The 14,028-nt window shown below is 64.1% G+C and carries 11 protein-coding genes; 6 read left to right on the forward strand and 5 right to left on the reverse strand.

What is annotated here, in order from left to right; translation table 11 throughout:
• Positions 1-168 precede the first annotated feature (168 nt).
• Together HALRU_RS07845 and HALRU_RS07850 are read left to right on the forward strand one after the other, a co-directional pair.
• The gene (locus HALRU_RS07845; RefSeq protein ID WP_015300864.1) at positions 169-1,098 is read left to right on the forward strand and encodes a hypothetical protein; all 930 of its coding nucleotides are present in this window, start codon (positions 169-171) and stop codon (positions 1,096-1,098) included.
• A gap of 288 nt (positions 1,099-1,386) precedes the next feature.
• Positions 1,387-2,400 (forward strand): hypothetical protein, encoded by a 1,014-nt coding sequence (locus tag HALRU_RS07850; RefSeq protein ID WP_015300865.1) that lies wholly within the window; start codon positions 1,387-1,389, stop codon positions 2,398-2,400.
• A gap of 64 nt (positions 2,401-2,464) precedes the next feature.
• Here HALRU_RS07850 and HALRU_RS07855 read toward each other — a convergent pair whose 3' ends face one another.
• A complete protein-coding gene (locus tag HALRU_RS07855; protein WP_015300866.1) occupies positions 2,465-3,931 on the reverse strand; it encodes an oligosaccharide flippase family protein in 1,467 nt (488 codons plus the stop codon).
• A 393-nt stretch (positions 3,932-4,324) separates the two neighbouring features.
• Here HALRU_RS07855 and HALRU_RS07860 point away from each other — a divergent pair, with 393 nt between their 5' ends.
• Together HALRU_RS07860 and HALRU_RS07865 are read left to right on the forward strand one after the other, a co-directional pair.
• Positions 4,325-5,518 (forward strand): glycosyltransferase family 4 protein, encoded by a 1,194-nt coding sequence (locus tag HALRU_RS07860; protein ID WP_015300867.1) that lies wholly within the window; start codon positions 4,325-4,327, stop codon positions 5,516-5,518.
• Positions 5,519-5,818: 300 nt separating this feature from the next.
• On the forward strand, positions 5,819-7,345 hold the full coding sequence (locus HALRU_RS07865) for a hypothetical protein (RefSeq protein WP_015300868.1): 1,527 nt from the start codon (positions 5,819-5,821) through the stop codon (positions 7,343-7,345).
• Between the two features lie 248 nt (positions 7,346-7,593).
• Here the strand turns inward: HALRU_RS07865 and HALRU_RS07870 are convergent, their stop codons facing one another.
• Positions 7,594-8,190: a DUF7344 domain-containing protein gene (locus HALRU_RS07870; protein ID WP_015300869.1), complete on the reverse strand. Its 597-nt coding sequence runs from the start codon at positions 8,188-8,190 to the stop codon at positions 7,594-7,596.
• 228 nt (positions 8,191-8,418) lie between these two features.
• Positions 8,419-8,661: a hypothetical protein gene (locus HALRU_RS07875; protein WP_148680472.1), complete on the reverse strand. Its 243-nt coding sequence runs from the start codon at positions 8,659-8,661 to the stop codon at positions 8,419-8,421.
• A gap of 563 nt (positions 8,662-9,224) precedes the next feature.
• Between HALRU_RS07875 and HALRU_RS07880 the strand changes: the two genes are divergently transcribed.
• Complete coding sequence (locus tag HALRU_RS07880; RefSeq protein ID WP_007696320.1) at positions 9,225-10,178, forward strand: transcription initiation factor IIB; 954 nt, start codon at positions 9,225-9,227, stop codon at positions 10,176-10,178.
• 185 nt (positions 10,179-10,363) lie between these two features.
• Here the strand turns inward: HALRU_RS07880 and HALRU_RS15665 are convergent, their stop codons facing one another.
• A complete protein-coding gene (locus tag HALRU_RS15665) occupies positions 10,364-10,540 on the reverse strand; it encodes a hypothetical protein (RefSeq protein ID WP_015300870.1) in 177 nt (58 codons plus the stop codon).
• Positions 10,541-10,749: 209 nt separating this feature from the next.
• Between HALRU_RS15665 and HALRU_RS07885 the strand changes: the two genes are divergently transcribed.
• Positions 10,750-12,663 (forward strand): DEAD/DEAH box helicase, encoded by a 1,914-nt coding sequence (locus HALRU_RS07885; RefSeq protein WP_015300871.1) that lies wholly within the window; start codon positions 10,750-10,752, stop codon positions 12,661-12,663.
• A gap of 61 nt (positions 12,664-12,724) precedes the next feature.
• Here HALRU_RS07885 and HALRU_RS07890 read toward each other — a convergent pair whose 3' ends face one another.
• Entirely contained in the window at positions 12,725-13,945 is a 1,221-nt protein-coding gene (locus tag HALRU_RS07890; protein ID WP_148680473.1) for a DegT/DnrJ/EryC1/StrS family aminotransferase, read from the reverse strand.
• Positions 13,946-14,028 lie beyond the last annotated feature (83 nt).

The following is a 14,028-nucleotide window of genomic DNA, read 5'->3' on the forward strand; positions in this document are numbered from 1 at the left end:
TCGTGACGGATCCCGGCCCGGTCCGCTCGCTGCTTCGGTTAGATCGGTGACTCGTCGAACGATGTGAGAACAAATCGGGAGTGAGTGAGTCGTGAGGCGGACACTCACCGGACCAGACATTAGTTGCATAGAAAAGTTTATGTATTAAACGTCCTGTTACGGGAGTGTATGACAGATTACCCCCGCTCTCACGAGTCCCCCAAACAGACCACCGACGCGAAATCACGACTTACCAGACGTAGTTTCGTGGGATCCGTCGCAGCCGGCGTAACCGCCGCCGCTACCGGTTTCGCCGGGGCAGCGGCCGCCGACGAAGGCGAGTACGAGACGGTTACCCTGGCGTCGGGAGAGCGGAAAACGGTCACTGTCGACGATGGAGAGACCCTGGAGAACGTCCTGTACGACTGCACCGCGCCGGATACGCACGTGACGATCAGCGCGACGGGCACCGACTGGACGGTTCGAAATATTGGCGTCAAAGGCCGCGTCGACAGAAAGGAAGCCGTCTTCGGCGTCGCCGATACCGGCGGGAACACCTCCACGATCGAGAACGTCTACCTCGGCGATGGTGCCAGCGACGGTCACCGGATCGGCCTGGGTATCTGGGTCGCGCCCGACCACTCGGGGCACCTCGACATCGACGGCGTGAACATCCAGGAGATGGGTGACAACTCGTTTTACTGCTCTGCGCCCGGGTCGAAGGGCGGCGGGACCGTCGACATTCGGAACAGTTACTCGGCGAACTCCTGGGTATCGCACTTCAGACTGGCCGAGGGGACGGTCGAGAACTGCGTCGCCGTGAACGACGAGCAGCACAAAGACGGCCGTGGCGTCTGGGCGTGGTCGCCCGGCTCCGTCGAGGTCCGCGACTGTAACCTCGTCATGAACGGCCGCCACTACGCCGTCGCATCCGGGGCGAACGGCTCCGGGTCTACCGTCGAACTGTCGAATACGGCCTTCTCGACCGACTACCACGGCGGCCTCAACGAGGTCGACGGCGGGACGATCGACGTCGTCGACGAAGCCGATCGGCGCCCCGAAGACGTCTGCCCCGAGTCTTGCCCCGAATCGCCGACCGAAGCCGCAGCTGGGCAGTAATCGTCCGAACAGCGCTCCCCCAGCGTCCAGTCGGTCGCCGTATTTCGAGAAGTTCGCGTGTCTTCGCTGCTGGTACATCCTCTCCTTAGCCGACGGCACGAGGCGAATCCACGATAACAGGCGATTACTCACCACGTCCCGGCGTAATGTACATCTATTTCAGAAATAGAATCTTTCCTGGTTATCTAGCGAACATTTGCCACGGTTCACACACTATCGATTGACTTTCACGGATATTTATGGGACAGATACGGGAAAGTTTATGGTAGTATTGTCTCGTTACCAGCCATGGCACGTGAACGTCAGACCGAGAACGAGAAGTCGAGACGACCAGATTCCGAACCCGACCCGCTTGGCCGACGACGGTATCTGCAAGGAATCGGTGCCGCTGGCGCCGCTGTCGTCGGCATCGGTGCGACCGGTGTCGCGAGCGCGACCGAGTACGAAACGATCACCGTCGGCGCCGGTGACCACCGCGTCGTGAGTCTCGGGGCTGGCGAGACGTTCGAGAACACGGTGATCGACGTCACGGCCGACGGGGCATCGGCGACGATCGACGCACACGCATCGAACACGACGATCCGCAACGTCGGGTTCGAGGGACGGATGGACAGCCCGCCGACGGGGATAATGGGCGTGACCGAACCCGGAAGTGGCACGTCGACGGTCGAGAACGTCTACCTCGGCGACGGTGCGAGTACTGGCCACCGGCACGGCCTCGGACTCTGGGTCGCGCCCGAGCACTCCGGCCACCTCGTCATCGACGGCGTCAATATCCAGGAGATGGGCGACAACTCGTTCTACTGCTCCGCACCGGGTGGAAACGGGACCGTCGAACTCCGAAACTGCTACTCGGCGAACTCCTGGGTGGCTCACTACCGTCTCGCGAAGGGCACCGTCGAGAACTGTGTCGCGCTCAACGACGAGCGCCACGAGGACGGTCGCGGTATCTGGGCCTGGGCGCCCGGCACCGTCGAAGTCCGCGACTGTGACCTCGCGATGAACGGCCGCCACTACGCCATCGCCGCCGGCGCGAACGGGGCGTCCACGACCGTCGAGGGAACCAATGTCCGGTTCGACACCGGTTTCCACGGCGGGTTGAAGCAGGCGAACGGCTCGACGATCTCGATAGACGGCGAGACCGACGACCCCGACGGGAGTCGAATCCCAGCTGGTTGCCCGACAAGTGCCGCCGAAGCGGCGTCTGGGCAGACAGCACAGGAAAACGAATTGGTCACGAGCGATACCGACGAGTCGAACACCGACTGCTGGCTGTCCGACTGGGAGTTCTGGACCGTCTAACCCTTTCCTTCGCTGGGTCACCGGTAACCGGGTGAACGCCAGCCGGCGCTGTCGCGTCCGGCCGTCACCTGAGCAGACCGATCGTCTCCTGAACGTCCATCAGGCCGCTGGCGACTGCCAGCGCCATCCAGACACAAACACCGAGTCCGACGACGCCGACGAGCCCGATCACGGTGGAGATGAACGGACGCATCGACACGACGGCGAGTCCCATCCCGACCGAAATACCACCGACGAGCACCAATCGTCGTCCGAGACGAGCGAAATCGAGCGAAAGTTCGCGGTGCATCACGTAGACGGAGACAGCCGTGTACGCACCGAACGTGACGACCGTGGCCGCGGCAGCGCCGACGACGCCGTAAATCGGGATCAGCACCACGTTCAAGAGCACGTTCGCGATCGAAGTGGTGCCCTTCGCGATCGCCCGGTGTTTCGCGCGGCCCAGATAGTCCAGTCCGTTCGTCGTGACGCTGGTTATCGCCTGGAAGACGACGTAGATCCCGAGCACCTGCAACACGGGGACGGCGCCGAGATACGCCGAGCCGAACACCATCCTGACGGCCGGTTCGGCGATCACGATCAAGCCGACGGCCGCGGGAACGTACAGCAGTAACACGACCTCGACGGTGGACTCGTAGATTCGGGCGGCGTGATCGAGTGCGTCGTTCGCCTTTTGCTCGCCGTAGGTCGGAGAGACGGAGAAGCCGAGTGAGCCGGCGGGGACCAGGACGAACTCGGTGATTTGCTTGCTCAGGACGTAGTAACTCACCGCCAGGGGATTGAGGAGTGCGCCGACGAGTACCGTGTCGATCCGCTTGTCCAGCACGTTCGCGCTGTGTGAGGCGGTCAGGGGAACGCTATACGCGAGAATGCTGTTCCGAAGGGCTCGACTGCCGCCAGTGTCTTCGAACGAGCGGTAGAGACGCCCGAACAGGTAACCGAGCCCGACGGCAGCGCCGAGGAAGGCGCCTGCCACGTAGCCGAGGAGCGCACCGGCGACCCCAAATCCAAGCCCCGTCAGGATCACCACCGCGACGAGGCGCGAGAGATTGTTCGTGAGTTTCACCACGGCGCTCAGTTCGAGCCGATTGAACCCCTGGAAGAGAATCTCGGCGTAGGCGGCGAGCGACTGCACTGCCAGGTAACAGGCGCCGAGACCCAGAACTCCGGCGACCGCTGGTGTGCCGAGAAGGGAAGCGACGACGTCTGCACCGAGGACGAGTCCCCCGGCGACGACGATAATCAGGAGCAGTTTGTACCGCAACGACGAGCGAACGACGAACGGGACGGACCCCGGATCAGTCTCCTTGCGCTCTGCGACGTACCTGGCAGCCGACCGGGAGAGGCCGAGATCCGCCACCAACTGGGCGACGCCGACGACGGCGAGGACGAAGAACAGCTGTCCGTACTCCGACGGGGAAAGCAATACGCGCGCGAGTAGCACCATGAGGAGCCCGTTCGCCAACGCATCGACCACTCGTGCGGCGAGCGTCGCCTTGAATCCCCGAACGATCCGGTCAGTGACCGACATCTATCGAAGCGGTGACCGACGTCGCCACGCTCGGATCGCCGGCTGTACAACGGGGGGTGACGGGAACGGAGCGATACGGCCGCCCGCAGGTCCCGTCACACCACGTCGCCGAGCGGAGCTATCTCGCCACCGATCGAAACTGGCTCTCATCGAGTAAACCGACCAGATCCGGTCCATTTGTTATCGCAGTCGTACCCGATTGCCGCAGGGATACCGGAGTGGCTGCTGGTCGCCTGGATCGCGGAATAGTCGCTGGTCGTCGGATACTGACGCAGTTACTTGGCGCCAATATTTCGGCGGACACGGTGGAGAAACTGCCACACGCCGGAGAACTCATCGGATACAGAGACACAGGTCGCGGCTAACAATTCACGCCCACACGGAGGCCGGTGTATGCGTATCGGGTTCTTCCACGACGGCGCTGGAACCCGCCAGGCTGGCGGGATCGCCGTCTATACCCGCCGGATGGCAATCGAACTTGCCAGGCTGTGTGACGTAACGGTCTGTACCACGGCCGGGCCGGCGACCGCACCGCTTTCGGACGCTGGGGTCGACATCGTCGAACTCCCACCAGTCGACTCGACGGTGGCGTCGTCGGCCGCCGCCATCCTCCCGCTTGGCCCGCAGGACGTCTCCAAACTCCGAATGGTCGCGAGTGCACACCGCAGCGGCGTGCTCGATCGACTCGAACGCCAGGTCGACGTGCTGGTTACGTTCCAGGCGCTGGACGACGTCATCCTGTCCCGGCTCGTCGACGTGCCCACGGTTCGTGGGTTCCACAGTGACTTCACTCAGGGCATCGGGAGTGCGATCTGGGAACGGTTCACCAAGACGACGACGCACGTGGCGAACTCGGCCTTCCTCGCCGAACGCGTCGCGACCGAGTTCGGCTGCGACGTCGACGCCATCATCCACCCGGGCGTCGACCCCGACCACTTCAATCCGGACAGACGCCCCGCATTCCGTCGCGACAGGGCGACGCTCCTGTTCGTGGGTCGACTGGTCGAACCAAAGGGAATCTACGATCTCGTCGACGCTGTCGCGCACGTCGAACGTCCACTCGAACTCTGCGTGGTCGGGGCCGGTGAGGCGGACGCCGTTCGACGATACGCCAGACGACGTGGCGTCGACGCCGCGGTACAGCTGGAGGGGGAGTTGCCACACGATCGGCTTCCTGGCTACTACGCGGCGGCAGACGTATTCTGCCTGCCGACTCACGCCGAGAGTTTCGGCATGGCCAATCTCGAGGCGATGGCCTGTGGCACCCCCGTCGTCACGACCACCGTCGGTGGCATCGAGACGTACTTCAGAGCGGGGACCGACGGAATCGCAGTCTCCCCGGGAGCGCCCAGCGAACTCGCCGACGCGATCGACACGCTCCTCGGCGACGACGACCGGCGCCAATCCGCCGCAATCCACGGGCGACGGCGTGCTCGCGAATTCGCGTGGCGTCGACAGGCCGAGCACTTCGCAGTGTTCTGTCGTGAGCTCTGCGACGGCGACCGCGAACCTGCCGCTGCTGACGAACGGCGTCCGAAGCGAGCGGGGACCGAGCCAGTGGCGACGGTCCCTGGCTCACAGGACTGACCGAGGCGCGTTCGATTCGCACGGCGGTGATTTCTCCACCTCCGTAACACCGCCAGTATACGGAACTGTACCGTGACGAGCCTCGCTTCGGACCGGTAGGCCTTTTCTCGAATCTGGGAGTCGAACCAGTCTCGCTCCCGATAAATACCAGCGCGTGCGCTGCAGCCAGTGGAGTCCACTCTGGCGGCGACATCGGCTCAATGCGCGGTCCGATGAACAGTCAGGATACCGTGAGACTCACGGTATTTTACAGACACAGATACGAGAAAGTTTATGCCGGTATCCTTTCGTTACCCGGCTATGGCACGCGAACCTCCGGAATTCGACGATGAGCAAGCGAACGCTGAAGCGGAGACGGCCGAATCGCCCGCTGGTAACACCGGCTTACTCCATCGCAGATCCTATCTGCAACTCGCAGGGGCCGCCGTCGGCGGGGCTGCGATCGCCAGCGCAGCCGGTCGCGCGAACGCCGCATCGTACGATGTCGTCGAGGTCGACGCCGGCTCGCACGAGGTCCTCCGCGTCGGCGCGGGCGAGACACTGGAAAACGTCCTCATCGACGTCACGGCCGACGGGGCATCGGCGACGATCGATTGTCACGCCCCCAATACGACGGTTCGCAACGTCGGATTCGAGGGTCGGATGGACAGCCCGCCGACGGGAATTATTGGGGCGTCCGACACCGGTGGCGGAACGTCGGTTATCGAGAACGTCTACCTCGGCGACGGCGCGAGCGCGGGACACCGCCACGGGCTGGGACTGTGGGTATCGCCCGAACACTCCGGCCACCTCGTTATCGACCGGGTGAACATCCAGGAGATGGGCGACAACTCGTTCTACTGCTCCGCACCGGGCAACAGCGGCACGGTCGAACTGCGAAACTGCTACTCGGCGAACTCCTGGGTGGCTCACTACCGCCTCGCGAAGGGCACCGTCGAGAACTGCGTCGCGCTCAACGACGAGCGCCACGAGGACGGTCGTGGTATCTGGGCCTGGGCACCCGGCACTGTCGAGGTTCGTGACTGCGATCTCGACATGAACGGTCGGCACTATGCCATCGCCGCCGGCGCGAACGGCAGCGGGACTCACGTCGCGGTGTCCGACACGCAGTACAGTACGGCGTTCCACGGTGGGATCCGCGAGGCCAACGGGTCCACCGTCGACCTGCAGCAAGGGAACGGAACGAATCCCGACGGGAGTCGAATTCCGGACGGGTGCCCCACTAGCGCCAGGGAAGCGGCCGCCGGTGGCCGAACGCAAGTACAGGCGACGAATCGGATCGAGTTGAGCGGCCAGTTCAGCTACCGGATCGAGGTCGACGGCGAGATCGAACCCGCCGCCGCCCACGCACAGTGGCTCACCGAAGGCGACGCCTACGGCGACGACTGGGCGGAGTGGTGGCTCTCCGGGTCCGACGAGGCACGCACCGTCTGGGAGTACACCGGGGACATCACCTCGCTGGAGGTGACCGAGTACGACGGCACCACGAGCGTTCGGACACTGGCGGTGAACGGCGACGAACTCGACCACGACAGGTACGTCACGCCGAGTTCACACACTCTCTCACTCGCTGGCCAGTTCAGCTACCGGATCGAGGTCGACGGCGAGATCGAACCGGCACCCGCCCACGCACAGTGGCTCACCGAGGGTGAGGCCTACGGCGACGACTGGGCGGAGTGGTGGCTCTCTGGATCCGACGAAGCACGCACCGTCTGGGAGTACACCGGTGACATCACCTCGCTGGACATCAGTCCACACCGGGACCGGACCGAAGTCCGAACGTTCGCCATCGACGGCGAATCCGTCGATCCCGAGCGCTTCGAGTAGTCACTCGGAAAGTCCTCGACAGCGTCTTCGCTTCGGCCGAAAAATCGGCGTCACCGATCACGAGCGGAATCGGCTCCCGCACCGGAACAGCAAGCTGGCACGCGAACTGGACCGGACCGATACCGTCGACGGGAGCCAGTTGCACGTAGGGTATCAGTGGACAAAAAGGTCCCGTCGGTCGGACTCGACAGATGGTAGGACCAGTCGCAAGCGGACTCGACAGGTGGAAGAGACAGTCGTGAGCGGACTCACTCGATGCGGGAAAGTTTGCCGTCGACGTGGCGCTGCAACCGCTGGTTGACGACGACGTGAAGTGCGGTGAGACAGCAGAACGCCCCGACGATCAGCGCAGAGAGCAGTGTCATGGAGATGGCGCCGACGAGCGGCAACTCGAGGAAGCCGGCGAGTAACACGACGAGCCCGACGACGCTCAGTACCGCGTACCACCGATCCCACCGGTCGTGTTTGTGTGACTCCGTATCGAGATACATCACCAGCAGATCCGCGTTGTCCGATAGTTCGATCAGCCCGCGATCCTGATCGTACTCGATGATACCGGCGTCGTCCATCTTCGGCAGGTGCGTCTGATAGAGGGCGACGTAAACGCGCTTTCGCTGGTCGGAGTTGAGCTGATTGACCGTCGTGTCGTTCTCCCAGGCGGCAATCTGTTCGGCCAGTTCCGAGAGCGTGACGGTCTCGTCACAGTCCAGGAGGTAGGTCAACACTTCCCGTCGGCGTCGGTTCTTCAGCAGTTCGAAAATGACGTCTTTCGAGAGGCCGTCGGCACTCGTATCTTCGGTAACCGACGTGATTTCCTCCGGCAACGATGTATCGACGGACGACATTACCTCCGACCCTCGTCTCGATGGCGGTCGTACTCGTTCGATGCTGTCGGTCCGGGGTCGGCCGGGGCAGAATAGCTGCACGTGTTGCTCGTCGATTCCCTCGGGCTACCGATCAGATTCACGTATGACACACCAACTGGTATCCCAACGGTGACACTCTTAAACACCCCCACGTTTTGCACCGTCTGCAAACGTCTATGGCCCGATTGATCGCGATCGATCGGGGTGTCAGGTGCCGATAACGTCGGTGGTGTCGGCGGCCGTCCCGTCCGTCCCGACGACGTCGCGAAGCCCATTCGACGCCGGAGGGAGACGATATCCGTCGCCAGAGATGGTAACGGCCGCGTATTCGGTACCCTCCCGAACCCAGTCGTCGACGGCGTTCCAGCGAGCAGACAGTTCCGAGGGGAAGGACGCATCGCGTCGAGCGGACGGGTTGGGTCCCCAAAAGCGTGCACAGAAACCGCTCACCGAAACCCGTCCTTACTCCAGCGCGCCGACGGACCGATCCCTCGAAACAGTTTCACAGTGGTGTTCGCTCGAGTGATGGCCAGCGAGTCGAACCCATCACAGTAGCGTTCGTCCCAGGCCGTCCCGATTTCCGGAACTGGCCAGTCGTTCGGTCGGGCTACATCCGGGCACGTTGGCCGTCGAGGGATGTTCTGCTCACCACCATGTCGATCGTCCGCTCGAGTTACATTCACCGCCGCCTCGCCCGTCTAAGGGGTGATTCGACCGGAGAGGAATCCGGAGTCCATCTGGCCCATAGATCGCCCAGTGGGCACCTGACTGATAAGTCAGCCAGTGGAGACCTGACCAGTGAGTCGCCCGGATACCTGACCGATACGTTCCCAGACGAGAGTTGCCAGCTGACGCAAGCAGCTGCGCTCACTTGCGAGGAAACCGGCCGGACCGTCCGAGCGGAACGGGACGAAGATCGGTTGCGATGGGTCGAATCAGCCGCAGTAAGTACGTATTTCCACTGAAACCATGGCAAGGCCTTACAGTGAGTGCCTGAGTCTGCCAATCCACTGATGACACGGTCCGTCACAACGAAGAACGTCCGAGAAGAGACCAGCGTCGGCGAGGGCCAGTGTCCGGACTGTGAGACGGAGACGGTCGTTCACGATCCGGACAGGCGGGAACTCGTCTGTGAAGAGTGTGGGCTCGTCCTGAGCGACGAACCGATCGACTACGGGCCCGAGTGGCGCGCGTTCGACGCCCGAGAGCACGAAGAACTGTCCCGGGTCGGCGCGCCGTTGACACAGTCGATGCACGACCGCGGCCTGACGACGACGATCGACTGGCGGAATCGGGACGCGAACGGCCACTCGATGGATGCCGGCAAGCACGGACAGCTCCACCGGCTCAGGGTCTGGCAAGAGCGAATCAGGACGAAGAACGCGGGCGAACGGAACCTGAAGTACGCGCTCTCGGAGATCGATCGCATGGTGAGCGCCCTCGGCGTGCCGAAACCGGTCAAGGAGACCGCGAGTGTCATCTACCGGCAGGCGCTCGATCGCGACCTGATCCGCGGGCGCTCGATCGAGGGTGTCGCGACGAGCGCGCTGTACATGTCCTGTCGAAAAGACGATATTCCTCGCAGTCTCGAGGAGGTGACCGCCGTCTCGCGTGTCGACCAGCGCGAGATCGGCCGCACCTACCGGTACATCGCCGACGAGCTCGACATCAACCTGGAGCCAACCAACCCCCGGCAGTTCGTCCCCAGATTCTGTTCGGAACTCGACGTCAGCAGCGAGGTCGAGACCACCGCGATCGACATCATCGACGAGACGACCGAGCTCGGCCTGCACTCGGGAAAATCACCGACCGGATTCGCCGCCGCGGCGATCTACGCCGCCGGCCTGCTGTGTGAGGAGACGATTCCACAGCGTGCGGTCGCCGAAACCGCTCAGACGACAGTCGTCACGGTCAGAAACCGCTACCGCGAACAGCTCGACGCGATCGACGAGCAGCCAGCCGCCTGATCGAGCGCGTCACCACGGCGCGACGGCGAGAAACCACAGGAGAACGGGATCGGCTCGAGGCGACGAAACCAGCCATCATCGGATCGGTATCCATCGAATGCGTCTGCATCCGTCGACCGTGTCTGCATCCATCGACCGAGTCGGTCACCAAACCCGCACGGGCGGGCCGTCCAGTGCGTACTCCGTTACATAATCGAACGTTCGTCCGACCCGTAGGCGTCCTCGTCGATCAGGGCGTTTAACGTCGAGTACGGAACGAACGCGACGAACTCGTCATCGTCGTCGTACAGTTCGATCCCTTCCTCTGCGTGTTCGTAGCGCTCACAGACGATCTGGCCTTCGGGAAGGATAGCCCGATACATAGGTCACCGTACGGACTGAAGCCGCTTAGCCGTTCCCACCAATCAGTCTTCAGTCACGTCGATCAGCGGTGAGATACAGCCATCCTGCCTGGACACGTAAAGCAGCGCACGGACACGATACCACGCGTTCGCCTCGTTCACGGCAGACACGTGAGGCGTCTGACCCGCGAGGCGTAACGGGTTTAGCCGCGAGCGCAATACCCGTTGGCGTGACCGACGAGACCGGGGAGCCCGCAGGTGGGAACCCATCAGAGCCGACGGCCGATACCGACGCCAATGACGTGGAGGAGACGACGAATTCGTTCTCACTCGCGTCGTTCTACGACATCTGCGAAACACAGGGTCGGCCGATCTTGACCGCCGGAACCGTGGCGACGGCGCTCGGAACGAGCCACGAGGCAGCGAACGCGGCGCTCGATCGGCTCGCCGACGACGGCGACGTTACGCGCCTGTCGGTCGAGGCCGATCCCGTCGTCTGGTACCCGAGCGAACTCGACGATCCCCGCGCTCGCGAACGCGTCGTCATCTTTCCGAAGCGCCGGGAGATCGTCGTCGACCAGCCCCAGCAGTTTACGCGCGCGCAGCTCTCGCAGTTCGCCCACCTCGCGGAGACGACCGGTGACGGTGGCTATCGGTACGTCGTCCGCCCCGAAGACGTCTGGCAAGCCCCTCACGATACCCTCGATGGCCTTCGACGGACCATCCGGCAGGCCCTCGGCGAGCGAAACGACACCCTCGAAGACTGGATCGAGAGCCAGTGGGATCGGGCACGGCAGTTCCGCCTCACGACGCATCCGGACGGCTACACCGTGCTCGAAGCGCAGTCGCCCGAAATCATGGGCAACGTCGCGCGACCGCTGCTCGACGAAGAGCAGGTTCACGCACCGATTTCGGAGACCGAAGACTGGGTCCGGGAGGGTTCCGAGGCGGCGATCAAGCGCGAACTCTACGAGGCCGGCTATCCCGTGCAGGACGATCGCGAACTGGACGGTGGCGACCCGCTCGACCTCGAGCTCACCGTCTCGTTGCGAGACTACCAGCGAACCTGGGTCGAACGGTTCGACGACCAGGGCGCTGGCGTGCTCGTCGGGCCACCGGGCAGCGGAAAGACGGTCGCCGCGATGGGCGCGATGGAACGGGTCGGTGGCGAAACGCTCGTCCTGGTTCCGAGTCGCGACCTGGCTCGCCAGTGGGCCGACGCGCTGGCGGCAGACACGACGCTCGATCCCGCCCAGATCGGGCAATATCACGGCGGCCAAAAAGAGATCCGGCCGGTGACGATCGCGACGTACCAGATCGCGGGCATGGACCGCCACCGAAGCCTCTTCGACGACCGCGAGTGGGGACTGACGATCTTCGACGAGGTCCACCACGTCCCGAGTGACGTCTACCGGCGCGCGACGCACTTACAGTCGCGCTACCGACTCGGACTCTCCGCCTCACCGATCCGTGAAGACGAGCGGCAGGCCGAGATCTTCACCCTCGTCGGCCCACCGATCGGCACTGACTGGGACGCCCTGTTCGACGCCGGCTTCGTCGCCGAACCCGAACTCGAGATCCGGTACGTTCCCTGGGCGGACGAAGCGGGCAACGCCCACGCCGCAGCCGACGGGCGTGAGCGGTATCGCATCGCCGCGGAGAATCCCGCGAAGATCCACGAGGTCCGAACATTGCTCGCCGCCCACCCGTCTGGCCAGGCGCTGATATTCGTCGAATACCTGGATCAGGGCCGCGAACTGTCCGACGCACTGTCGATTCCCTTCCTCAGCGGGGAGACGCCCCACCACGAACGCCAGCGACTCCTCGAGGCGTTCCGCGCCGGCGAGCGCCAACAGCTGATCGTCTCCCGGGTCGGCGACGAGGGACTCGACCTCCCGACGGCGGACCTCGCCATCATCGCCTCGGGCCTCGGGGGCTCACGCCGACAGGGAACCCAGCGCGCCGGGCGGACGATGCGCCCGGCGGGTGGCGCGCTCGTCTACGTGCTCGCGACGCGGGGCTCTCGCGAAGAGGACTTCGCCCGCCGCCAGCTCCAGCACCTCGGGCGCAAGGGCATCTCCGTCAGAGAACACACCGTCGACCGTCCCGACGAGGCGGACTCGGCGGAAGAATCTGGAGCGTAGTGGAGAATAGATCGCGGTCGGCGGCCTGACAGCGTTCTTGCGACGTGAATTTGACGTCCCGTCACCAACGACGGTCGTTCGTTGACCGAAGCGTGGCGCCCAGCGACGCGATTCGATCCGTGTCGACACCTCGATCGACCGGGAGCGCGAGTACGCTCGCGCCGAGTGCCTGCGCCGTCTCGTAGGTCGGATCGGCGACGACGTCGACGGGGAGTCTCGGCCAGGTGTGAACGTCCAGCCCGGCCGTCGCGAGCTGGGACTGGACGACGGCTGGTTGGGCCGCCTCGACCGGGACGCACTGCGGGCAGATGCCTTCGGGAAGCGTCTCGAAGAGTGGCGTCAGGCCGTCGATCTGGTGAAGTTCGTCGAGCCAGGCCCGATAGTGCGCTCTGCGCCGCGTGCGGATCGACGCTGGGTCGACACGGGCACAGACTGCTGCCGTGAGTTTCGAACACGGACGTTTCCCGGCTTCGTACCGGGCCTTCGGCCCTGGAACGTCGCCGGCCACGCCGTCGACGATCGGGTCGACCACGCGCCGGAGGTCCGGGACGGTCCCCAGTACGCGGTCGAGTCCACGCGCGCAGACGAAACCGACGTCTGCCATCGTGATCGTGTCGGCGACGCCAGCACAGGCCGAAGGGGCGATTCGATCACGTAGCCGATCGTTCGTGACGTAGAGGACGGCCCCGTTCGGCACCGTGAGCGTCTTCCAGAGGCTCGTGATGCCGACGTCGCCGAGCGTTCCCAGCAGTTGCCCGTTCGCAACGCTCAGGGCCCCATGAGCGTTGTCGTCGACGTGATAACAGTCGTGTTCGGCCGCGTGGGTCGCAACGAGATCGATGCCCGGCTGGGGGAACCCGAAGTAATCGATCGAAACGACTGCGAGCGTTCCCTCGTCGGTCCGTGCCGTGAGATCCGCTTCGTCCGGTTTCAGTTCCGGCGAGATGGCGTAGTACCGCGGTTCGACACCGAGTTCTCGAAGTGGTTCGGCGACCGCATCCGGGATGTACGCCGGCAGGAGGACGTTCCACGTCGTGTCTCGCGTTCGGTCGACAGGGTCGCCGCGAGCGGGCTGTCGACGGCCGGGTGAGTGGGACGGGTGGCTGCTGGCAGCCGTCTCGGGGAGCATCGCGGCGACGCCGTCCCTGAGCGCGACTTTCCCGGTTCCATAGAGGCGATGATCGGGTGCGTGTCGATCGAGAAACGACCTGATTCCCGTCGATCGACCGCCTGGGTCACTCCCGCCCGTTCTCCGCTGTCGCTGGCGATCAGACGCTACCATCGGTGATCACGGTCGAGGGCGTGGTCATCCCGACACTGGGCCATCGCCTTGGCACTAGCCAACGGCTGGCTTTAGCATCCGTA

Origin of the sequence: Halovivax ruber XH-70 (assembly GCF_000328525.1) — an archaeon.
Taxonomy (GTDB): Archaea; Halobacteriota; Halobacteria; order Halobacteriales; family Natrialbaceae; genus Halovivax; species Halovivax ruber.

Bases quoted from the DNA above. Each gene is read 5' to 3' on its own strand.
- HALRU_RS07860 (WP_015300867.1), top strand. From the start codon at position 4,325: ATGCGTATCGGGTTCTTCCACGACGGCGCTGGAACCCGCCAGGCTGGC.
- HALRU_RS07865 (WP_015300868.1), top strand. From the start codon at position 5,819: ATGGCACGCGAACCTCCGGAATTCGACGATGAGCAAGCGAACGCTGAA.
- HALRU_RS15665 (WP_015300870.1), bottom strand. From the start codon at position 10,540: ATGTATCGGGCTATCCTTCCCGAAGGCCAGATCGTCTGTGAGCGCTAC.
- HALRU_RS07870 (WP_015300869.1), bottom strand. From the start codon at position 8,190: ATGTCGTCCGTCGATACATCGTTGCCGGAGGAAATCACGTCGGTTACC.
- HALRU_RS07850 (WP_015300865.1), top strand. From the start codon at position 1,387: ATGGCACGTGAACGTCAGACCGAGAACGAGAAGTCGAGACGACCAGAT.
- HALRU_RS07845 (WP_015300864.1), top strand. From the start codon at position 169: ATGACAGATTACCCCCGCTCTCACGAGTCCCCCAAACAGACCACCGAC.
- HALRU_RS07855 (WP_015300866.1), bottom strand. From the start codon at position 3,931: ATGTCGGTCACTGACCGGATCGTTCGGGGATTCAAGGCGACGCTCGCC.
- HALRU_RS07890 (WP_148680473.1), bottom strand. From the start codon at position 13,945: ATGGTAGCGTCTGATCGCCAGCGACAGCGGAGAACGGGCGGGAGTGAC.
- HALRU_RS07880 (WP_007696320.1), top strand. From the start codon at position 9,225: ATGACACGGTCCGTCACAACGAAGAACGTCCGAGAAGAGACCAGCGTC.